The sequence below is a fragment of the Nocardia sp. NPDC059229 genome (genome assembly GCF_042754165.1).
Lineage (GTDB): Bacteria > Actinomycetota > Actinomycetes > Mycobacteriales > Mycobacteriaceae > Nocardia.
In genome coordinates, this window is sequence record NZ_JBHZAK010000007.1 from 207,103 (window position 1) to 227,456 (window position 20,354).

18 protein-coding genes and 1 pseudogene are annotated in these 20,354 nt (G+C 66.6%); 9 read left to right on the forward strand and 10 right to left on the reverse strand.

Translation table 11 applies throughout. The annotated features are described in order from the left end of the window. Positions 1-10: 10 nt before the first annotated feature. From ACFXHE_RS18455 to ACFXHE_RS18480, 6 genes and pseudogenes are all read left to right on the forward strand, one after another. Complete coding sequence (locus ACFXHE_RS18455; protein ID WP_379384482.1) at positions 11-1,366, forward strand: hypothetical protein; 1,356 nt, start codon at positions 11-13, stop codon at positions 1,364-1,366. 87 nt (positions 1,367-1,453) lie between these two features. Next, entirely contained in the window at positions 1,454-2,245 is a 792-nt protein-coding gene (locus ACFXHE_RS18460; protein ID WP_379384483.1) for a TIGR03084 family metal-binding protein, read from the forward strand. A gap of 431 nt (positions 2,246-2,676) precedes the next feature. Next, complete coding sequence (locus tag ACFXHE_RS18465; RefSeq protein WP_379384484.1) at positions 2,677-3,429, forward strand: hypothetical protein; 753 nt, start codon at positions 2,677-2,679, stop codon at positions 3,427-3,429. A gap of 10 nt (positions 3,430-3,439) precedes the next feature. Further along, entirely contained in the window at positions 3,440-4,633 is a 1,194-nt protein-coding gene (lhgO, locus tag ACFXHE_RS18470) for an L-2-hydroxyglutarate oxidase (RefSeq protein ID WP_379384485.1), read from the forward strand. A gap of 50 nt (positions 4,634-4,683) precedes the next feature. Next, a complete protein-coding gene (locus ACFXHE_RS18475) occupies positions 4,684-5,184 on the forward strand; it encodes an SRPBCC family protein (protein ID WP_379384487.1) in 501 nt (166 codons plus the stop codon). Positions 5,185-5,194: 10 nt separating this feature from the next. Further along, positions 5,195-5,704 (forward strand): annotated as a pseudogene (locus tag ACFXHE_RS18480) (ribonuclease H); the annotation flags it as partial. A gap of 269 nt (positions 5,705-5,973) precedes the next feature. Here the strand turns inward: ACFXHE_RS18480 and ACFXHE_RS18485 are convergent. The 9 genes from ACFXHE_RS18485 to ACFXHE_RS18525 all read right to left on the reverse strand — a co-directional run bounded on the left by ACFXHE_RS18485 (position 5,974) and on the right by ACFXHE_RS18525 (position 15,566). Beyond that, positions 5,974-6,867: a hypothetical protein gene (locus tag ACFXHE_RS18485; protein ID WP_379384489.1), complete on the reverse strand. Its 894-nt coding sequence runs from the start codon at positions 6,865-6,867 to the stop codon at positions 5,974-5,976. A gap of 91 nt (positions 6,868-6,958) precedes the next feature. Beyond that, positions 6,959-8,131: an MlaD family protein gene (locus ACFXHE_RS18490; protein WP_379384491.1), complete on the reverse strand. Its 1,173-nt coding sequence runs from the start codon at positions 8,129-8,131 to the stop codon at positions 6,959-6,961. Continuing rightward, positions 8,128-9,243, reverse strand: a complete 1,116-nt coding sequence (locus tag ACFXHE_RS18495) for an MCE family protein (RefSeq protein WP_379384493.1) — start codon at positions 9,241-9,243, stop codon at positions 8,128-8,130. Before ACFXHE_RS18495 ends, ACFXHE_RS18490 begins: the two co-directional genes overlap by 4 nt. Next, positions 9,240-10,361 (reverse strand): MCE family protein, encoded by a 1,122-nt coding sequence (locus ACFXHE_RS18500; protein ID WP_379384494.1) that lies wholly within the window; start codon positions 10,359-10,361, stop codon positions 9,240-9,242. Before ACFXHE_RS18500 ends, ACFXHE_RS18495 begins: the two co-directional genes overlap by 4 nt. Beyond that, positions 10,358-11,356 carry an MCE family protein gene (locus tag ACFXHE_RS18505; RefSeq protein ID WP_379384496.1) on the reverse strand — a complete coding sequence of 333 codons (999 nt, stop codon included), beginning with the start codon at positions 11,354-11,356 and terminating at the stop codon, positions 10,358-10,360. The genes ACFXHE_RS18500 and ACFXHE_RS18505 overlap by 4 nt, the downstream gene beginning before the upstream one ends. After that, a complete protein-coding gene (locus ACFXHE_RS18510) occupies positions 11,353-12,396 on the reverse strand; it encodes an MCE family protein (protein ID WP_379384498.1) in 1,044 nt (347 codons plus the stop codon). Before ACFXHE_RS18510 ends, ACFXHE_RS18505 begins: the two co-directional genes overlap by 4 nt. Further along, entirely contained in the window at positions 12,393-13,868 is a 1,476-nt protein-coding gene (locus ACFXHE_RS18515) for an MlaD family protein (RefSeq protein WP_379384500.1), read from the reverse strand. The genes ACFXHE_RS18510 and ACFXHE_RS18515 overlap by 4 nt, the downstream gene beginning before the upstream one ends. Before the next feature lie 12 nt (positions 13,869-13,880). Further along, positions 13,881-14,744: an ABC transporter permease gene (locus ACFXHE_RS18520; RefSeq protein ID WP_354849113.1), complete on the reverse strand. Its 864-nt coding sequence runs from the start codon at positions 14,742-14,744 to the stop codon at positions 13,881-13,883. 3 nt (positions 14,745-14,747) lie between these two features. Continuing rightward, the gene (locus ACFXHE_RS18525; protein ID WP_364609113.1) at positions 14,748-15,566 is read right to left on the reverse strand and encodes an ABC transporter permease; all 819 of its coding nucleotides are present in this window, start codon (positions 15,564-15,566) and stop codon (positions 14,748-14,750) included. 499 nt (positions 15,567-16,065) lie between these two features. On the opposite strand from ACFXHE_RS18525, the gene ACFXHE_RS18530 reads away from it, so the two are divergent. Then, on the forward strand, positions 16,066-16,731 hold the full coding sequence (locus tag ACFXHE_RS18530; RefSeq protein ID WP_379384503.1) for a serine protease: 666 nt from the start codon (positions 16,066-16,068) through the stop codon (positions 16,729-16,731). A 52-nt stretch (positions 16,732-16,783) separates the two neighbouring features. Here ACFXHE_RS18530 and ACFXHE_RS18535 read toward each other — a convergent pair whose 3' ends face one another. Continuing rightward, a complete protein-coding gene (locus ACFXHE_RS18535; RefSeq protein WP_379384505.1) occupies positions 16,784-17,416 on the reverse strand; it encodes a hypothetical protein in 633 nt (210 codons plus the stop codon). 110 nt (positions 17,417-17,526) lie between these two features. On the opposite strand from ACFXHE_RS18535, the gene ACFXHE_RS18540 reads away from it, so the two are divergent. Beyond that, on the forward strand, positions 17,527-18,825 hold the full coding sequence (locus tag ACFXHE_RS18540; protein ID WP_379384507.1) for a cytochrome P450: 1,299 nt from the start codon (positions 17,527-17,529) through the stop codon (positions 18,823-18,825). Positions 18,826-19,118: 293 nt separating this feature from the next. Then, positions 19,119-20,024 carry an Ig-like domain-containing protein gene (locus tag ACFXHE_RS18545; protein WP_379384509.1) on the forward strand — a complete coding sequence of 302 codons (906 nt, stop codon included), beginning with the start codon at positions 19,119-19,121 and terminating at the stop codon, positions 20,022-20,024. The last annotated feature ends 330 nt before the right edge of the window (positions 20,025-20,354 follow it).

Genomic DNA, 20,354 nt, shown 5'->3' on the forward strand with positions numbered 1-20,354 from the left:
GGACGCTGCTATGACGACACTGGCCTCGGGTCTGTTCCTCGACTGGGAACAGCTGACCGGCCAGCCCAAACTCGTCGTCGATCTGATCAGCTTCCCGATCTTCAGCGCCATCGCCGGCTGGCTCACCAACTGGACCGGCGTGCTGATGTTGTTCTGGCCGGTCTACTTCCAGGGCTTCCGGGTGCCCGGCCTGGAGATCCTCTACCCCTACCTCCCGCGCCGCGTGCAGGTGCTGCCCACCTTCTCCGGCGACGGAAAGCGGCTCGGCTTCCAGGGTTTCATCCCGGCGCGCGCCGAGAAGATGGCCAGCATCTGCGTCGACGTGGCCATCATGCGAATCGGCAGTCCCAAGGACTTCATTCGCGAACTCGACCTCGAGGGCATTGCCGACTACATCGCCGAGGTGGGCCGAAAACAGATGCCGGACATGGTCGACGAGATCATGAGCAAGGAGAACCCGGACCTGTGGGGCGCGGTGCCCAAGTCGGTGCGCAATGTGCTCTACCAGCGCATCGAACGGGAACTGCCGACGCTGGCCCGCCGCGCTTTCGAACAGCTCGGCGACAATGTCGACCAGCTCATCGACATCAAGGACTTCGTCATCCGGTATCTGCGGGACAACCCGGAGATCCTCAAGGACCTGACCACCACCATCGCCGCGCCGGAACTGAAGTTCATGGTCCGCATCGGCCTGCTGGGCGCGCCCTTCGGCCTGCTGCTGGCGCTGTACATGCATGTGCACCAGAGCATTCCGGTGCTGGGCTGGATTCCGCCGTGGCTGGTCATCCTGGCCGCGGCCGCGGCCATCGGCGTGAGCGTCAATGTCATCGCCATCAAGATGGTGTTCGAGCCGGGCGACCCGCAGCCGCGCTACCGGTACCTGTGGAAGCAGGCGCTGCTGGCCAAGCGACAGCCCGAGGCCGCGGCCGATCTCGCCAATATCCTGGCCTACCAGGTGCTGACGCTGCCCAACCTGGCCCGTGAACTGCTCGACGGCCCGAACGGCGACAAGACCCGGCAGCTGCTGGAACGGCTCATCTCGCAGGAGATCCACCGCCAGCTCGGGCCCACCCACTCGGTGGTGCGAACGGTCTTCGGCAAGCGGCAGTTCGACAATCTGACTGTCGGCGCGACCTCCGCCGCGGTGGGCCTGGCCCCGAGCCTGGCCGACGATCCGGAATTCGCGGCCGCCCAGGCCAAGAAGATCGACGAGTTCGCGGCCCGCAAGCTGCAGCAGCTCACCCCCGGTGAGTTCATGGAGATGTTCTACGCCTCGGTCGAGCAGGACGCGTGGCTGCTGTACCTGCACGGCGCGGTGCTGGGCCTGGTGGTCGGGGCCGTGCATCTGATCCTTTTCGGCTGGTAGACGGCACTTTTTCAGGCAGGAACGAGGGCCGCCAGAAATCAAGCACGCATGCTTGCATTTTTCCGGCGGGGCTGCGATGCTGGCCCGGTGGCCGACCTCGAGGCATTGCTCGCCGACTTCACCGCCGAATGCGCCGATCTCGATCGGCTGATCGCGGACCTGGATCCGGACGGCTGGCAGCGCGACACCCCCGCCGCCGGCTGGACCATCGCCCATCAGATCGCCCACCTGAACTGGACCGATCAGGTCGCCACGGTGTCCGCGACCGACCCGGTCGAGTTCGACAAGCTGGTGCAGGCGGCGCTGCCCAAGGCGCTCACCTTCGTCGACGAGGCCGCCGAGGAGGGCGCGAAAACCCCTGCGCCGCAACTGCTCGCGACCTGGCGGCAGGATCGCGAGGCCCTGGTCGAGGCGCTGCGCACGGTTCCGGCGGGCACCAAGCTGCCGTGGTTCGGGCCGCCCATGAGCCCGGCCTCCATGGTCACCGCCCGCCTGATGGAGACCTGGGCGCACGGGCACGACGTGGCCGACACGCTCGGCGTCACCCGCGAACCCACGGCACGCCTGCGGCATATCGCGCACATCGGCGTACGGACCCGCAACTTCGCCTACCTGACGCATGGCAGGACCGTGCCCGCCGAGGAGTTCCGGATCGAACTGACCGCGCCCGACGGCAGCGCCTGGACCTGGGGCCCGGCCGAGGCCGCGCAGCGAATCAGCGGTCCCGCCCTGGACTTCTGCCAGCTGGTCACCCAGCGGCGGCATCTCGACGATCTCGGCCTGGACGTGGTGGGCGCCGACGCCCGCGAATGGCTGGGCCTGGCACAGGCTTTCGCCGGTCCCCCCGGAAGCGGCCGAACGGCGGGTCAGTTCGACTGACCCGCCGCCTATCCCGGCCTCCGACCAGAAATCCCCAATTCCCACAGGGGCTTCGTTCTCGGCGGAACGGGTTTCCAAGGGTTTCGGCCCTTGGGGTCACCACTGCTCCCCGAGGAGGAGCGAGCGAGCGCCAGCCTGGGTGCGCCGTGCCTGGTGCCGACCGGACGCCGTTGGCCGGAGGTCTCTTCGATGGCAGTCGAGTTGGCGCTCGCCGCTACCAGGTTTTTACCCAGTCTTTCGGCGGGGAAAACCTGTTGATGCCCAACCTTTCCCCGATGTGATCCTGCTCTCACCGGGGCCGTGTGTTACCCGCCGCCACCGTAACCTGGACGCGCGTACGACTTTCAATGGTGCGGGTCGTCGCGCCGTCCACGCGCAAGGGGACGGACGGGTGCAGGGGGCCAGGGGAGAGGGAAAGGAACGCACCAGTCATGTCGCATGAACTCGCGACACAGGCCGCCCGGTCGACCCGGCGTACGGCCCAGGTGTTCCGCTACAGCGCCATTGTCACCGCCAGCATGGCCAGCATCGGGCTGACCGTCGCCGCCGGTTCGTATATCGCCCATGAAATGGCCCAGCAGCCGGGCAGACTCGCCACGGCCGCGCCGGGCAACCATCCGTCGCTCGTCGAGCTCGGCCCGCGCGGAGCCGATCAGCCGGGCGTCCAGTCCGCCGAGCCGATCGCCGAGAAGGTCACCCTGACTTCACTTTTCACCAACCGGGGCACGGAACCCGCGTTCGTGCAGGTGATTCCGGCCCGCACCCCGGGCACCGGCGCCGCCACCGCGGCCGAGGCGCCCCGCCCGCTGGGCGGTCAGTTCCGGCTCGGCACCGCCTACGTGGGCGCGCAGGTGGCCGCGGCCCAGCACACGGCGACGCTCACCGTCGACACCAATGTCTTCGCCACGTTCGCCGATATCCTGCTGAACACGCCGCTGGGGCACCAGCTGGGCATCAACGGCGATCCGAGCGCCACTACCCGGCTGCGCACCGATGTGGACAGCCGCGGCGACGTGACGCTGACGCTGTCGGACCCCGCGATCGGCAGCTACGGCCTGCAGATCGCGCGCCATCCGGTCCCGGCCACCGCGACCGGCGCTCCCGCGCACGACACCACCGACACGCGCGCACACGAGACGGACGGCCGCACGGCAGGGGAAGACTCGGCCACCGTCGCTGTGTGAGACTTCCGGTGTGTACGACTACTGCGTGATCGGCGGCGGCATCGTCGGGGTGGCCACCGCGCATCGCATGCTCGAACGCCATCCGGGGGCGAGCCTGCTGCTGCTGGAGAAGGCCGGGCAGCTGGGCCTGCACCAGACCGGGCACAACAGCGGGGTCATCCACTCGGGCATCTATTACGAGCCCGGCAGCCTGAAGGCGCGGCTGTGCGTGCGCGGCGCGCAGCTCACCAAGGAATTCGCCGCGGCGCACGACATTCCGTTCCGGGTGTGCGGAAAACTGCTGGTGGCCACCGATACCGCCGAGCACGCACGGATGCTCGCGCTCTACGTGCGGTCCGTCGCCAATGGCGTCGAGGTGGAGTTGCTCGACGCCGCCGAGCTGATGCGGCGGGAGCCGCGCATCACCGGGGCCGGGGCGCTGTTCGTGGCGAGCACCGGCATCATCGACTACGGCCGGGTGACCCGGGCGCTGGCGCAGGAGGTGCGCACGGCCGGTGGTGAGATCGTGCTCGGCGCGGAGGTCACCGCCATTACCGAAACCGACTCAGCGGTAACCGTTTCCGGTCCGGCCGGCACCTGGCAGGCCCGGCGGCTGGTGGTGTGCGCGGGCCTGCAGGCGGACCGGATGGCCCGGCTGGCGGGCCTGGACATCGATCTACGCATCGTGCCCTTCCGCGGCGAGTACTACCAGCTGCCGCCCGAGCGCAACGATCTGGTGAACACCCTGATCTATCCGATCCCCGATCCCGAACTGCCGTTCCTGGGCGTCCATCTCAGCCCGACCATCGACGGCGCGCTGACCGTCGGGCCCAATGCGGTGCTGGGCCTGGCCCGCGAGGGCTACCGCAAGGGCAGCGTGAACCTCCGCGACGCCCGGGAGATCCTGGGCTACCGTGGTTTTCACCGGGTGGCCGCCGCCAATGTCCGGACCGGCCTGCGGGAAATGCGCAACTCCCTGTTCAAGCGCGGCTACCTGGCCGAATGCCGTCGCTACTGCCCCGAGCTAACCGTCGCCGATCTGTTGCCGCGGGAGGCGGGCATCCGCGCCCAGGCGGTGCTGCGGGACGGCGCGCTGGCGCACGATTTCCTGCTCGAGCACACGCCGCGCTCGGTTCACGTGCTCAATGCCCCCTCTCCGGCGGCCACCTCCGCCCTGCCCATCGCCGAGTACATAGCGGACCGATTGGACGAGTTCGCTCAATAAATAGGATTGCTGTAGTACTTTTAAGGCAGCCGTGGGACAGGGAGCAGCCTATGGGCCATTTCAAGTACGCGAGTGATGTCGGCGCACCGGTGGAAGTCGCGTTCACATATACGGACAACCATCAGTTCGTGCCGGACTGGGCCTTCGGCGTGGTCGCCTTCGAACCGATCGGGGATTCCGATCACGGTGCCGGAGCCGTCTTCGCCGCGACCCTCCGGGTCGGCCTGTGGCATCCCACGATCGAGTGTGAGATCACCGACTACCGCCGCAACGCGGTCATCGAATACACACTCCGCCGACGCCGGAAGGGGAAGCCGGCGTCGGCATGCTCCGACTTCTGTGTCATCACCCTGCGTTTCGACCCCCTCGGGTACGGCCGCGCGGTGCTGACCTCGGAAACCGAGTACTGGGCCCCGCGCGGGCTCACCGGCAAGTTGCTCTCGAAGATGCTGGCCGCGATGGTGCAGGCCACCGTCCGCCGGACCGAATCGCAATTGCGTAGGGAGATAGAGGAATTCCACGGCACCGATCTTGTCGGCCGGATCGCGTAGGGTAGGCCGCATGATCATCGTGAGCACCGACGGATCATGCCTGCGCAACCCGGGCGGCGCGATCGGCTGGGCCTGGGTCAATCATGCGGGCGGCGCGGCCAGCGGCGGTGCGCCCTCGGGCACCAATCAGATCGCGGAGCTACGCGCCCTCCTCGAAGCCGTCCGGGCCCATCCGGACGCCGAACCCCTGCTCATCGAGAGCGATTCGCTCTATGCCATCAAGTGCGCCTCCGAGTGGATCCATGGCTGGCGCACCAATGGCTGGAAGACCTCCACCGGCGGCGCGGTCAAGAATCTCGAGCTGATCCAGCAGATCGACCGCGCCATCGCCACGCGGCCCGGCCCGGTCCGGTTCCGCTGGGTGCGTGGGCACGTCGGCAACTACTTCAACGAGCAGGCGGACGCGCTGGCCGGTCAGGCCGCGCGGAAGGTCGCCGCCACCGGGGTCGCCACCGATCCCGACGGCGACGAACCGGTGCCCTTCGATCCGCCCACCGCGCCGATCCCGATCGTGGAACCCAAGACCGAGCCGCTCCCGGTGACCGCACCCGCCGGGTCGGAACGAGCCGAGACGGAACAGGCCGAGAAGGTCGGCGCCACCACGCATTCCGCGCACTCCGCGGCCGCGACCCCGCGCCGCCGGGCGACGGCCGCCAAAGCGGCTGCCGCCGAGGCACTCACGTTGTTCTGAGCGCCCCGGCGCAGGCCCTTTCACCTGCGAAGACATGAAAAGGGCCCGCCTCCGGAAGTACCGGAGGCGGGCCCTTTTTCGTACTCGGGATATCCCGATCAGTTACCCGGCTTGGGCGCCGCGGTGGTGGCGGGCGCGGGCTGACCGGACGGGGCGGGCTGACCCGAGGGAGCCGGCTGACCGGAGGGCTGGGCGCCCTGCTGGTCGCCGCCGCCGGTTCCGCCCGGGAACAGCGGGTTTTCGTCACCGGCGTAGACCGGCTGGAACTTCGACACCAGCCACCTGCCGTCGTGCTTCTCCAGCTCGACATAGGTCGGGATGGTGAGCACGATCGGCTTGGCGTGGAAGTCGTTGGTGGAGGTCTGGGTCAGGCTCACCAGGACCGAGGCCTTGTCGGCATCGCCGGACTCCCAGCCGCAGCGCAGCACGTTCAGCGAGGACTTGGCGTGCGCGCTGGACAGGATGTCCTTCACGTCGCCGGCCATCGGGTCGAACATCTGCTTGAACTCACCGGTGATGAGCGCCTGCACGCGCGGGGCGAAATCGTTCCACGAGGACTGGTCGTAGACCGAGACCGCGCGCGCGAAATCGCAGGCGGCCTTGGCGGCGGAGTCGCGGTCGGCGAGTTCGTTGCTCTTGGTGTGCGATTGCCACCAGAACGCGCCCAGACCCGCGAGCGAGGCGACCAGCAGCACGCCGAGCGCGATGAGCGCGACCATCGGCACCGCGACCTTGGCGACCAGCGCGGACTCGGACTTCGCCGGCGGCGCGGCGGCCGCCGGTTCCGGCTTCGCGGCCGGTGCGGCCGAATCCGCTTCCGGCTCGGCAGCCTTCGCTTCCGGCTCCGCCTTCGCTTCCGCCTCGGGCTGGGCCGCCTCGGCGTCCTTCGTCAACTCCGGCTTCTCGGCGGCCTGTTCGGCGCTGCTCTGGGCATCGGCCTCGGCGATGGAATCGTCTTCGGTTTTCTTGTCCTGGGCAGCGTCGTCCGACATCTATTCGATCACTTTCCCGGTGCGCTGCGGACGCACCGTCTAGGTTTCGTCAGCGAGTATGCCCGCTGCTCCTGAGAGCGGCGGGCGGCACTCACTTGACCGGCGGCAGAGTCCGCTCGTTCGGATCCGAACCTGCGGGCGGGAGCGCGCCATTGTTGGGCACGTCCGGTCGCGGTGCGTTGCCCGAGCCGCGGATCTGCTGGTCCTGGGGTGGGTTCTGGCAGTAGCTCGCCCATTTCGGGAAGGTGTTCTCGGTCGCTACGGCGGGGTTCACCTTCTTGGTGACGTAGTCGCAGAAGGACCGCGGCCAGATGTCGACGATGGTGTAGAACTCACCATCGTGCGCCGGCACGCCCATGGCGGAGGTGCCGACCACCAGCGACGGGAACAGTGCCCGCAGCGCCGGGGTGCGCAGCTGCGCGGCCTTGGTGATGGCCGCGAAGTTGGTGGCCAGGCTGGTCATCGGGTCGGCGGTCTTGTCCAGCACCGCGCCGAGGGCCTGCATCTGGCCGGGCGCCTGCTCCAGGATCTTCTGGAGTTCGGCATTCGCGTCGTTGAACTGATTGAACAACACACTCGAATTACGGGTCAGCGTACCCAGATCCGGCTGCGCCAGCGATGTGGTGCCGGAAATGACCTGGAGGTTCTTGATCAGGTTGGTGGTCTGGGGGAGCAGGTTGTCCAGGCCGTTGGTGGCCAGGCTGATGCCATCGACGAGCGAGCGCAGCTGGTCCGGGCCGCCGGAGAGGGCGGTGTCCAGCTCGGTCAGGATGACGCTGAACTTGTCCGGATCCACCTGGGCGATGAGCGCGCTGGCGTTGTCGAGCACCGACCACACGGGGGTGGGGGTCTTGACCTTGCCGGCGTCGAACTGGATCACCGAACCGCTGCGCAGGAACGGGCCCTGATCGGTGTTCGGGCGGAAGTCGATGTACTGCTCGCCTGCGCCCGACAGCGCGCCCACCGACACCTGGGTGTCGGCCGGGATCGAGTACTTCTTGTCGATCTCGGCGGTGGCCGCGATGGCCGCGCCGTTGTCGATGAGCTTGATGTCGAGGACCTTGCCGACGCGGTAGCCGCGCAGGGTCACGTCATTGCCGCTCTGCAGCCCGCCGGATCGGTCCAGATTGACCGTCACCGTGTAGGTTTCGCGCAGCGGATTCACCCGCATCACGCTGATCAGCAGGTAGGACGCGCCCACCAGCAGGATCAGCACCAATGCGGAATTGGACACCAGGTTCTTGTGTCGCGATACCCAGCTCATCGGTGTCCCCCGTTGATCCGGCCGTAGATGATCTGCAGCACCTGGATCAGGCTGCCCCCGAAGTCGTTGAGGTCCTTGAGGTCCGGGAACTTGCTGTTGGCCGGATCGGTGAGCAGGCCGATGTCGAGCATGGAAAGGGTCGCGGCCACGGCCAGGGTGTCGCCCTTGAACGAGGCGTCGGCCTTGGGCCGGATGTCGTGCAGGGCGTCCAGGGCGGGACCGAGGGTCTGATCGGTCCGGGACAGCGCGCTCATCAGCTGGTTCACATTGTCGAGCAGGCTGCTGAGCGAGTCCGAGGTGGTGTTGGCGTAATCGCCCAGTGCCGCACTGGTTGTCGAGATCTTGGTGAGCAGATCACCGAGAGCCTGGTTGTTCTCGGCGATGGCGCCGATCATGCCCGGCAGGCTGTCGGCCACCTGACCCAGCTGCTGGTGGTTGGCCTCGATGGTGTTGGCCAGCGCGCTGAATCCGGCCAGCACATTGTCGATCCGCGAGCTGTTGGCGTTGAGGCTGGTCATCACGCTGGTCAGCTGAGTGATGACGTGACCCACCTGGTCGCCGCGTCCGCCGACGATGGAGTCCAGCTCCGAGGTCAGCTTGGACAGGCTGGCGATGCCACCGCCGTTGAACAGCAACGAAACCGACATCAGCAGTTCTTCGACGGTCGCGCCGGCCGAGGTGTTGGTGAGCCGGTCACCGTTCTTCAGCAGTTGCATGCCGGGCTCGGCCTTGGGGATGGACACCGCCACGAAGACGTCGCCGAGCGGGGTGGCCTGGCGCAGTTCCGCGGTGCTGCCGGCCGGCAGCTCGATGTCCTGGCGGATGGCCAGGTCCACATTGGCCTTGAAGTCCTTGGTCGTGATCTTGGTGACCACGCCGACGTCGGAGCCACCGACCTTGACCTTGGCCTGGTCGGGCAGGTTCAGCGCATTGTCGAAGGTCGCGTGAATGGTGTAGGTGTTGGCACCCGGACCGGGTTTGGGCAGCGGCAGGCTCTCCACCGTGATGCCGCAGCCGGAGGCGACGACGGCGGTCGCGGTGACCGCGATGGCGACGACCGCCCGCCGGGCCGAGCGGCCCGCGCGCAGATCCTTCCAGAAGCGATTACTCATTTGGTCATCCCCAGCATCGCCGCCATCAGACCGAAGTCGGGTCCGAAGTCCTCCATCTTCCCGGTGCGGCAGCCATCCGATTTCATCTGGATGCGTTCGCAGAACAGGCTCACGATCTCACCGGAGAGCGCGGTACCGATCAGGCCGTGCAGGCGAATGAAGTTGCCCTGCCGGTTGACCGAGCGGTCCAGGTTCTGCATCAGCAGCGGCGCGGTGTCGACCACCTCGGTCACGCCGGCCGCGTTGGCGCGCAGCTGGTTGGTGACATTGGTGAGCCCGGTGAGGGTGCCGTTGAGCTGATCGGAGTACTGCGAGAACGCGCCACTGGTGTTGGCCAGGAACGCATTCAGCTGATCGAGCGTGCCCTGCAGACCCGGCGCCTGGTCGGCCAGCAGACCGGTCATCTGGGTGATCTTGTTGCTGAACCCGCGCACCGAGTCGTCGTTCTCGGCCAGCATGGTGGTCAGCTCGTTGAGCTTGATGATGATGGTGGAGATGGCGTCCTTGTTGTCGACGCCGGTCTTCAGCGCGCCGGAGAGCGCATTGAGCACATCGCGCATCTTCTCGCCGTTGCCGTTCATCATCGGGTACAGCACGCGACCCGAGAGCGGGCCGACGCCTTCCTGTCCCGGCTCGGGCTCGAGCGCGGCGGCGAAGCTGTCGATGGTCTTGATCATGGTGTCCAGCTCGACCGGGGTCTTGGTCTGCTGGGTGGTCAGGTGCGAACCGTCGGCCAGGGTGTCACCGCCGGTGTAGCGCGGGGTGAGCTCGATGTGCCGGTCGGTCACGATGGACGGCGAAACCAGCGCGGCCTGAACGTTCTTCGGGATCTTCACGCCCTTGTCCACGGTCATGTGGACCTCGACGTACTGACCCTTCGGAATGATCTTGTCGACCCGGCCCACCTCGAGCCCGAGCACCGTGATCGGGTTGCCCTCGAACATGCCCGCGATATTGAGGAAGTCCGCGGTGAAGTGCTGGGTCTGCCCCGCGGCGTCCTTCACCCCGAGCGGCACGATGGAGCAGGAGCCCACGGCCCATGCCGCGGCGCCGATCATGGCCGCCTTGGCGATTCGGCCGAGCAGGCGCTTCTTTTGTTCTGCAACAGTCGATGTCATTGGTGGCACCCCTCGTTCACCTGCGCGAAGCACAACCAGTTGTCCGGGAACAGCCATGGCAGCGCGACCTCACCGTAGTTGCCGTTGCCGAAGGCATTGTTGAACTGCCGGATGGCCGGCGGCATGATCGACAGCAGCCGATCCAGGTTGTCCTTGTTCTTCTGCAGACCGTCGGCCATGGTGTTGAGCTGTTGCAGGGTCGGGCCGAACTTGTTGTCGTTGTCCGCGCCGATCTGCTGCAGCTGCCCGGTGAGCGTTGCGATGTTGTCCAGCAACGTCTTCAACAGGTTCTGGCGCTGCATCACCCGGTCGGCGATGGCCTGGCCCTGGGTGATGACCAGCAGCACGCTGTTGCGGTTGTCGCCGAGGATCCTGGTGACCTTGTCCAGATCCTTGAGCAGCTGGTCGACCTGATCCTTGCGGTTGTTCATGGTCTTGGCCAGCGCGCCGATGGCGTCGAGCGCCTGCACCGTCATCTGCGGGGTGTCGCCCATCTGCTGGTTGATCAGATTCAGCGAATCCGCCAGCTTCTTGGTGTCGAGCTCCTCGAACTTGGGCGTGCCCTCCTGCACCACGTCGGCCAGGTTGTAGGGAACCACGGTGTTGGACTTGGGAATCCGGTTGTCCTTCAACCCGGAACCGTCGCCGGGCATCAGGTCGACGTAGCGCGCGCCCAGCAGGGTCGCCATCTTGATCGCCGCCTTGGCATCGGGGCCGAGCTTCACGTCCTTGTCGACATTCAGGGTGAGGAGCACGTGGTCGCCCTCGAGCTCGGCGCCCGAGATGGTGCCGACGGGAACGCCCGAGACGTCCACCTTGTCACCGACTTTGACGCCGGCGGTCTGCACGAACTCGGCCTTGATGCTCTGTGTGCCGATACCCACCGTCTTGTAGAGGGTGGAGCCCAGCAGCAGCGCGACGATGACCGCCACGCCGAGCACGCCGAGCCAGAAATTGCGATTGGTACTGAAGCGGTTCTCGAGTTTCGAGATCATGGCCGGCACACCGCCGAGTGGGAGTTGCCGCCGATCTGCGAGAACAGACCGCGCGGGAAGAGGATGCCGTACAGCGAGACGTCCAAGCTGCACACGTAGGCATTGGCGTAGGCGCCGTTCTGGGTGAACTTGCCGACGTCGGAGAGGATGCCGGGCAGGTCCACCGCCGCCTGGTCGAGCTTGGCGCCATTGGACAGCAGCATCGCCAGCGCGTCGTGGGTGGCGTTCTGCGCCAGCACCAGCTTGGGCTGGATGGAACCGAACATCCCCACCAGAGCCGTTGTGGCATCGGCGATCTGGACCGTCGACGCCTGCAGCGACTGGCCCTGCGCGTAGAGGCCGCCGATCAGGGCGCGGGTCTGGGTGACCAGCGTCTCCAGCTCGTCGCCCCGCTTGGCCAGCCCCGACATCACGCCGGACAGGTTGGTGATCACGTCGGAGAGAATGCCGTCGCGGCGTTCGAAGTCCGAGGCCACCGACGCGGCCTGGGTGATGAACGCGCTCAACGACACATTGTCACCCTGCAGCGCCTGGATGAAGGTGTTGGACAGGTTGTTCACCTGCTCGGGCTGCAGCACCTGGAACAGCGGCTGGAAACCGTTGAGCAGCGCCGAGATATCGAACGACGGCTCGGTCCGCTCCAGCGGGATACCGCCGTTGTTCTTCAGCACCACATGGTCGCCGGTATGCGGCTTACCCGCGGCGGGCGGGTTCAGCGCGACATACCGCTGCCCGATCAGGTTCTGGTACCGGACCAGCGCCTTGGTGTCCCCGTACAGCGTCTGATCGCGCTGCACGATGAAGGTCACCACGGCCTGGTTCTTCTTGTCCAGCTCGATCTTCTCGACCTTGCCGACCCGCACACCGGCCATCCGGACGTCATCGCCCGCACGCAGGCCCAGGACATCGCTGAAGGTCGCGGTGTAGGTGTTGGTATCGCCTTTCACGGTGCGCGCGAGCGTATTCCAGATGACCGCGGTCACCAGGATGGACACGATCGCGAAGATGCCGAAACCGATCAGCGGCTTACGAACGCTCATCGGCCGGCCTCGCTCTGGCTCAGTTGCAAGGTCGCACCCTTCAGGATCGGGCTCAACAGCAGGTACTCGGCCGCGGTCGGACGCCGGCCCAGCAGGGCGGTGATGGCGTCGTCACCGGCCAGGGCGATGTTCCCACCGGTGGGCACCGAACCCGGCTGGCTCGCCGGGGCGGCCGGAGCCGGAGCGGCCGGCGCCAGGTTCGGGAACAGCCCCTGCAGCGGCGTGCCCGCGAGCGGGTCGGTACCCGGCTTCGCAGCACCGTCGCTCGGCGTATCGGTGGGTGTGCCGGTGGCGGTGAGACCCGGGATCAGCGGGAAGCCCGGCGGCGGCGCGGTGACCGGCAGGTCCTTGGCGGCGTCGATGCCCCTGGGCCGCATGGCTTCCGGCAGCGTGCCCGGATCCGAGGTGAGCGGCGCGGTGGCACAGCTCGGAGCGGCCAGGTCGCCGTAGCGCGGGCAGTCGTCGCGGGTGTAGGGCTTGTAGGGCGTGAAGGTGAGGCCCATGTTCCAGATCATCTGGTTCTGCGGACCCCAGTGGAACGTCGAACCCAGCTTGCGCACCGAATCGTTCAGGTTCGCGATGGCCTGCGGAATGGCGTCCGGGTTGTCCGACAGCGCGCCGAACATGGCGCTGGTCCCCGTGGTCAGATCCTTACCGACATTGGGGTTGCGGGCGAACAGCCCGTTCACCTTGTCGATGGTGTTCTCACTGCCGGAGATGAGCGCGGTGAGCTCGGCCCGGCGATCGGAGATGGTCTGCGCGGTCTTCACCGAATCCGACAGCACGCCCATCAGTTCCGGCGCGGACTGGTTGAGCGCGTGGAAGGAGGAGGAGAAGTCGTCGAGGAAGCCGCCGACATTCGGCACCGCCCCGCGCACGCCCTCGAGCCAGCGGTCGACGCGCTCGATGGTGGAGCCGGGCATGCGGCTGCTGCCGTCCAGCGCGTAGGACAGCGTGCCCAGCACGCGGCCCAGCTGTACCGGATCGATCTTGCTCAGGATATTGCGGACCGTGGTGAGGGTGTCCTGCAGGGCGATGGTGCCCTTGGAGGTGTCCTCCGCGATCTGCGAACCCTCCTTCAGATGCGTGGAATCCGGTCCGTTGTAGACGAGTTCGACCGAGGTGACGGCGAACAGGTTGGAGGGCACCACGCGCGCGGTGACATTGGCCGGGACGCCGCCGGCGTACTCCGGCTTCATCTCGATGTGCACCTCCTGCTTCGTCCCCTTGGCCGCGACCGACACGTCCTTGACGGCGCCGACCAGCACGCCGCGGAACTTCACGTCGGCATTGGCCGGCAGGCCGTCACCGGTGGTGGTCAGATTCGCTGTGACATTGACCTTTTCGACGAAATAACCGCGGTACCGGGCGAACAGGAAGCCCAGCACGACCGCGATGACGGTGAGGCCGCAGGCACCGGCGATGAGCAACTGCCGCATCGTCGGTCCGCGCCCGCTCGGATCGATGATCATCGTGTGCGCCCCCTATCCCGAGATCCGGATGCCAGGGTTCACGCCCCAGATCGCCAATGTCATGAACAGGTCGGCGAAAACGACCGCGATGATGCACAGCTTGATCGCGCGACCGGCCGCCACACCCACGCCCTCCGGGCCGCCGGAGGCGAAAAACCCGTAGTAGCACTGGATGAACGTGGTGATCGCGACGAAGAGGATCGCCTTCAGCAGTGAGTACAGCACATCGTGCGGCACCAGGAATTGATAGAAGTAGTGCTGGAAGGTGCCTGTCGCGGTGCCGCCGACCAGGGACACGGTGAGCGAGCAGGAGATGTAGGCCAGCGGCAGTGCCACGCAGTACAGCGGCACGATGGCGATCATGGCCGCGATCATGCGGGTGCTGACCAGATACGGAAGCGGCCGGATGGCAACCGATTCCAGCGCGTCGATCTCCTCGGAGATGCGCATGGCGCCCAGCTGCGCGGTGAACCGGCAGCCCGCCTGCGCCGCGAAGGCGACCGTGGCCAGCATGGGCCCGAGCTCACGCGTGGTGGCGAAGGCCGAGATGGCGCCGGTGAGCGGGCTCAGGCCGAGCAGGTTCAGCGAGGTGTAGCCCTGGATGGCGACGGTCATGCCGCCGAACGCCGACAGGATCAGCACCACGCCGATGGTGCCGCCACCGACGATGAGATTGCCGTTGCCCCAGGTGACGTCGGACAGCAGCCGCCACACCTCTTTGGGGTACTGCTTGAACGCGAGCGGCATGGAGCCGACCGAGCGCAGGAAGAAGAACACCTGGTGGCCGATGCGCGCCAGCCAGTCACGCGGCGAGTTGGCCGCGCCTTTGATCCGTTGGAACGGCCGCAGCAGCGGCGGTACGTACGTAGCTGACACGACTCAGACCACCTGCGGGGGGAAAAGGGTGTTGTACAGCTGCGTCATCATCAGGTTGACGCCGAAGAGCATGACCGCGGACATGACCACGGCGGTGTTCACCGCGTTGGCCACGCCACCGGGGCCGCCCTTGGCGTTGAGCCCCGAGTCACAGGCGATGACGGCCGCGAACAGGCCGTAGATGAGCGACTTCAGCAGGGCCACAGCCAGATCCGCCGTGATCGCGAACGACGAGAATGTACTGATATAGGAGCCCGGGGTGCCGTTCTGGACGAAGATGTTGAACATGTAGCCGGTCAGGAAGCCGACGAAAACCACGAAACCGCACAGCAATACCGAAACCAGCATGGCCGCGCCGAGACGCGGAGCGACCAGCCGCCGCATGGGATCGACGCCCATGACCTTCATGGCGTCGATCTCCTCGCGGATGGTGCGGGAGCCGAGGTCGGCACAGATGGCGGAACCGACGGCGCCGGAGATCATGAGCGCGGTGACCAGCGGCGCGCCCTGCTGAATGATGCCCAGGCCGTTGGCCGCGCCGATGAAGGACGTCGCCCCGACCTGCCCGGCCACCGATCCGACCTGAATCGAGACGATGACGGCGATCGGAATGGCGACCAGCAGGGTGGGCGCCGCGGCGACATTCGCCATGAACGCGCACTGCCGGATGAACTCACGGTAGGGGAAGCGGCGACGGAAGATCGCGATGAAAAGCTCGGCAACCGCGGCGACACCCATCGACATCATCCGGCCACCGGTTTCCAGCGACCGTTTCGGATGATCCTGCCAGTACGCCTTGGCCCAATCCACGGCCACATTCATCCGTGATGGTGACGGTGGGCTTCCCTGGTCCCCCGGGCTCTTGGTCAACTGCACTGACTACCCCTCTCGACGCCGGAGTTACCCGTCTCCGGCGACTGTTGCTGGACGCACCCTACTACGGAGTTAGGAAAAACACACCACCGATTGTGGTTCCGGTCATAGAGACGGATCACTTTCGATGTATTGCTGTGAACAGCCACATCAGGGTCGGTTTACGGGGCAAAAAACCTGGCAGAGATCTAGAACTTGTTCTAGTTTTGAACTATCCATCGGTGTATGCGGACATCGACCGGGTAACAATTTGTAGGAACAAATTTATCGGAATTCGATAGCTTTTGCGTATTGTCCCGTAATCCACATCCAACTAGGTATCGGCCGCGAACCCCGGCAGGACACGGCTACGCAACATGTGGCAGTACAACAGGCAACCGGGCTCGAATACTGACAGGATGAGTAACCGCAGGTTGAGATTCGTGCGGCTTCCGACGTCTGGAGGGACATGATCAAGAAACTCGCCGGGGCGACCGGCGCATTCGCCATCGCCTTGAGCACCGCGCTCTTCGGAATCGGAGCCGCTCACGCCGATGCAGCGCCCGCCGTCATAGGTGGCGGCTCCGGGATCATCATCGATGATCAGTTCGAGTGCACCGTGACCACCATCGGCCACGACGGCGCCGGACGGCTGGTCGGCCTGACCGCCGGGCACTGCGGCGACGCCGGGTCCCGGGTCTGGGCCGAAAAGGATCGCGCCGCAGGACAGATCGGTCAGTTCGTCTACTCCAACCACGATCTCGACTACGCCGTCATCCAGTTCGATCCGGACCGCGTCGTCCCGGTCAACCACATCGGCAATGTCACCATCACCGGGATCGGCGGCCCGCCCGGATTCCCCATGATCGTCTGCAAGGAGGGCCGCACCACCGGCAATACCTGCGGCATCTCCTGGGGCGACGTCTTCGACACCAACATCGAGACCTGGAGTCAGATGTGTGTGGTGGAGGGCGATTCCGGCGCGCCGGTCGTCGTCGGCACCACCCTCGTCGGCATGGTCAACGCCTACCTGGCGGTGGCCTGCTTCGGCCCCGAGGTCGGCACCAACATGAGCTCGATCATGGCCGACCTCAACGGCCGGGGCGGCATCGGCTCCGGCTACGCGGTGATCTGATCCCCGAACAATGCTGACCGGGGCGGTGATTCGGGAATCACCGCCCCGGTTGCTATTTGAGGGTGTTGACGCAGACGACGAAATTGCGTTCGTCGTAGACGTAGCCCTGGTCGCCGTCGGGACAGTCGTCGACGCTGCTGCTGTTCTTCACGATCGACACCACCTTCACACCCTCGGTGGCCGTAGTGGCGGTGCAGGGAATGCGGTGGGCCGCGTCGTTGCCGACGTCCATGCAGTCGCCGACCACCCAGTCGATGGTCAGGCAGAGGGCGCCGGTCTCCATGCCATTGAGGGTTTCGTAGTAGACCTGGTCGGAATCCTTGCCGCACTGGGCATTGCGCGGGGCCTTGCCGGTCACCTTGTAGTTGGAGTCCTGGCTGCCGCAGCTCGCCTTCTGGATACTGGCGTTGTCGGTGGTGCCACCGAGCTGCACGCAGTCGCCGATCACGGCCTGGAAGTCGGTATTGCCGCCGCGGTCGGCGCGCGGGGTGGTGGTGGGCGCACCCGAACCGGGCTTGCCGGAGGGTTTGCCGGGGGTGGCGCCGGGGGTCTTGGTGGGGAGCACGATGTCGCCGGGGGCGGCCTGGGGATGGCCGGAAACGGTGGTCCCGCAGCCGGCGAGCAGCAGGGTGGCGGCGGAGATCGCGGGCAGGGCGATCCGGGCGGAAAGCTGCTGACGCAACACGGGCGAGTCCTATATTTCGAAACAAACAGATTTGACTTCTGTGCCCATGCATACACCACGGACACCGGGAAGATCGAACCGAGGCGGTCCGGCATTTCGTATAGGAAGCCATGAGCACCGACATCCTGGAGCGCTATCTCTCCTGGCGGCGCGGGCGCGACGGTGACCCCTTCCGGGTGCGGATGCCGGCCCTGGGACCGGTGCTCTTCACCGGCACTCCCGAGGGCGCGCGCGAATTCTTCCGGGCCCCGGTGGACCTGCTGGAACCGCCGCTGCCCAATCCCATCGAGCCCATGGTGGGCGCGGCCTCGCTCATCCTGGCCCGCGACGGCCGGCACCGGCGCGAGCGGGCGCTGCTCGCCCCGGCATTGCACCGCAATCGAATCAGCGCCTACGGCAACACCATTCGCGAGGCGGCCCGGGCCGAGCTGAGCGGGGAGCGGACCGGGGACCCGTGGCGGCCCGGCACCCGCATCGATGCCCGGGCGGCGGCGCGGGCACTGACGCTGCGGGTCATGCTGGCGGCGGTGTTCGGCATCGACGATGCGTCGCGCCGAGCCGAATACACCACCGTCACACAGGAATTCCTGGAGTCCTTCGGCAGCGCGCTGTTCCTGGTTCCGGCATTGCGGCGCAAGCTGTTCGGGCTGTCCGGCTGGGAGCGGTTCAGCACCGCACGGGATCGGCTCGACGAACTCATCGACGCCGAGGTGGCGCGGCGGCGCGCGGACGGGGGCGGCGGGGCGGATCTGCTGGCGCTCATGCTGGACACCCGCTACGAGGACGGCAGCGCCATCACCGACACCGATCTGCGCGAGCAATTGCGCACCCTGCTGGTGGCGGGGCACGAGACCACGGCGACCGCGCTGGTGTGGGCGCTGTACCGGCTGCACCGGGAACCGGAGGCGCTGGCCCGGCTGCGCGCCGAAGTGGCCGCCGCCGGAAGCGATCCCGGCCCGGCCGAACTGATGGCGCTGCCCTACCTGGACGCGGTCTGCCAGGAGACGCTGCGGTTGCATCCGCCGGTGCCGATCGTATTGCGCAGGCTTACCGGTGATTTCACGCTGCGCGGGGTACCGCTGTCGGCGGGGGACACCATGGGGATCTCGGTGCACCTGCTGCACACCGATCCCGCGGTGTGGCCGCAGCCGCGGCGGTTCCGGCCCGAGCGATTTCTGGAGCGCCGCTACAGCCCGTTCGAGTTCGCCCCGTTCGGTGGCGGGCACCGGCGTTGCGTCGGTGCGGCGCTGGCCGATTACGAACTTCGCATTGTGCTGGCTACTGTATTGACCGATGTGCGGCTGCGGTTGTCGCCGCGGTTCGCGCATGGGCCGGCGCCGATGTCGGTGCCGCACACCATCACGGTCGGGCCGCGCAGCGCCATCACGTTCGATGTCGCCGGGTCCTGAAGGGACCTCGGTGATTTCGATCACAAGCAGGTTTCGGGAAGTGAGCACTCCGAAAGCAGCCGCGCCGGTGTCACTTTCGGGGAATCGCCGATGTCATCGGCGCATTCGCGCCAGTCGAGTAACCAACCCGCAGACCCGTGACGCAGTGCACACCGGTTAGTCGGTATGCATAACTGGCAGAAGCCAATTGGCTTGCCGGACGGATCGCTGTAGTAATGGACGCGGGTTGGGACCTGCGCGGGTGACGTGTGCCCGCAATCTGCGTGTGAACGAGGATCTGAGAGGACCGAGCTGTGCGCCATACCCGGTATCGGAAAACGGGACTGATCGCCCTCGCCGCCATCGCGGCGACCGGAGCAGTGGTGGCAGCACCCGCCTCAGCGACTCCGCTATGGCCGGGCGGACCGGATGTACCGGGCGTGCCCTCCGCGGTCATGCCGCAGCCCGAGCCGGGCTCGCTGCCCACAGACCCGAACGCCAAGGCGCCGATTCCGCCCGCCAACTTCGCGGCCCCGAACATCAGCCCCGGTGACGGGGATGTGGTCGGCGTGGCCATGCCGATCATCATCAACTTCAAGGACCCGGTCGGCGATCACGCGGCCGCCGAGAAGTCGATTCGCATCACCTCCAGCAACAAGGTGAGCGGCCACTTCTACTGGATGGGCGACAAGCAGGTGCGCTGGCGGCCCGAGGACTTCTGGCCGGCCGGCTCCAAGGTGACCGTCCAGGCGGGCGGCACCGACGTCGCCTACCAGATCGGCGACGAGTTCATCACCACCGCCGACGACACCACCCACGAGATCACCGTGACCCACAATGGCGAGGTCGTGAAGACCATGCCGACCTCCATGGGCAAGAAGGATCACGAGACCCCGAACGGCACATACATCATCAGCGAGAAGAACCGCAAGATGATCATGGATTCCTCCACCTACGGTGTGCCGGTGACCGATCCGCAGGGCTACAAGCTCGAGGTCGAGTACGCCACCCGCATGTCCAACAGCGGCATCTTCGTGCACGCCGCCCCGTGGAGCGTTGCGCAGCAGGGCGTTTCGGACACCTCGCACGGCTGCCTGAACGTCTCCACCGAGGACGCCAAGTGGTTCCAGGAGAACGTGAAGAAGGGTGACCCGGTGATCGTCAAGAACACCAACGGCGGCACCTTCTCCACCAGCGACGGCTGGGGCGACTGGAACTGACGATCGTTTGATCACGAGCGCCCCGCCTTGGCGGGGCGTTCGTCGTTTCATAGGGCAAGGACGCGAAGCTCGTGACGCGACAACTGATTTCGTGAGCATCCGGGTAACTCGCCGGGTACGGCCAAAATCGGGTTGCTCCCCAACCGCCGGCACGCGTGCATGTCGGTGAACGGCTCTCAGCCGTGCGCAAAAGGCGCGGAGAGGCGGGGCAAGCCGTACGATTCGGCGCATGTCCGCGCCGCTCGAGGGTGTGACCGGTGAACAGTCGGTGGCGCGCGCCGATCGACAGTTCAGCGATCTTCCATCCAGAATTAACCAGCCAGTAGCCCC

Excerpts from the sequence above, each read along its gene's own strand:
- ACFXHE_RS18510 (WP_379384498.1), bottom strand. The coding sequence starts at position 12,396 with ATGAGCGTTCGTAAGCCGCTGATCGGTTTCGGCATCTTCGCGATCGTG.
- ACFXHE_RS18525 (WP_364609113.1), bottom strand. The coding sequence starts at position 15,566 with ATGAATGTGGCCGTGGATTGGGCCAAGGCGTACTGGCAGGATCATCCG.
- ACFXHE_RS18515 (WP_379384500.1), bottom strand. The coding sequence starts at position 13,868 with ATGATCATCGATCCGAGCGGGCGCGGACCGACGATGCGGCAGTTGCTC.
- ACFXHE_RS18455 (WP_379384482.1), top strand. The coding sequence starts at position 11 with ATGACGACACTGGCCTCGGGTCTGTTCCTCGACTGGGAACAGCTGACC.
- ACFXHE_RS18475 (WP_379384487.1), top strand. The coding sequence starts at position 4,684 with ATGGGCCATTTCAAGTACGCGAGTGATGTCGGCGCACCGGTGGAAGTC.
- ACFXHE_RS18500 (WP_379384494.1), bottom strand. The coding sequence starts at position 10,361 with ATGACATCGACTGTTGCAGAACAAAAGAAGCGCCTGCTCGGCCGAATC.
- ACFXHE_RS18505 (WP_379384496.1), bottom strand. The coding sequence starts at position 11,356 with ATGATCTCGAAACTCGAGAACCGCTTCAGTACCAATCGCAATTTCTGG.
- ACFXHE_RS18495 (WP_379384493.1), bottom strand. The coding sequence starts at position 9,243 with ATGAGTAATCGCTTCTGGAAGGATCTGCGCGCGGGCCGCTCGGCCCGG.
- ACFXHE_RS18485 (WP_379384489.1), bottom strand. The coding sequence starts at position 6,867 with ATGTCGGACGACGCTGCCCAGGACAAGAAAACCGAAGACGATTCCATC.
- ACFXHE_RS18540 (WP_379384507.1), top strand. The coding sequence starts at position 17,527 with ATGAGCACCGACATCCTGGAGCGCTATCTCTCCTGGCGGCGCGGGCGC.
- ACFXHE_RS18465 (WP_379384484.1), top strand. The coding sequence starts at position 2,677 with ATGTCGCATGAACTCGCGACACAGGCCGCCCGGTCGACCCGGCGTACG.
- ACFXHE_RS18490 (WP_379384491.1), bottom strand. The coding sequence starts at position 8,131 with ATGAGCTGGGTATCGCGACACAAGAACCTGGTGTCCAATTCCGCATTG.
- ACFXHE_RS18530 (WP_379384503.1), top strand. The coding sequence starts at position 16,066 with ATGATCAAGAAACTCGCCGGGGCGACCGGCGCATTCGCCATCGCCTTG.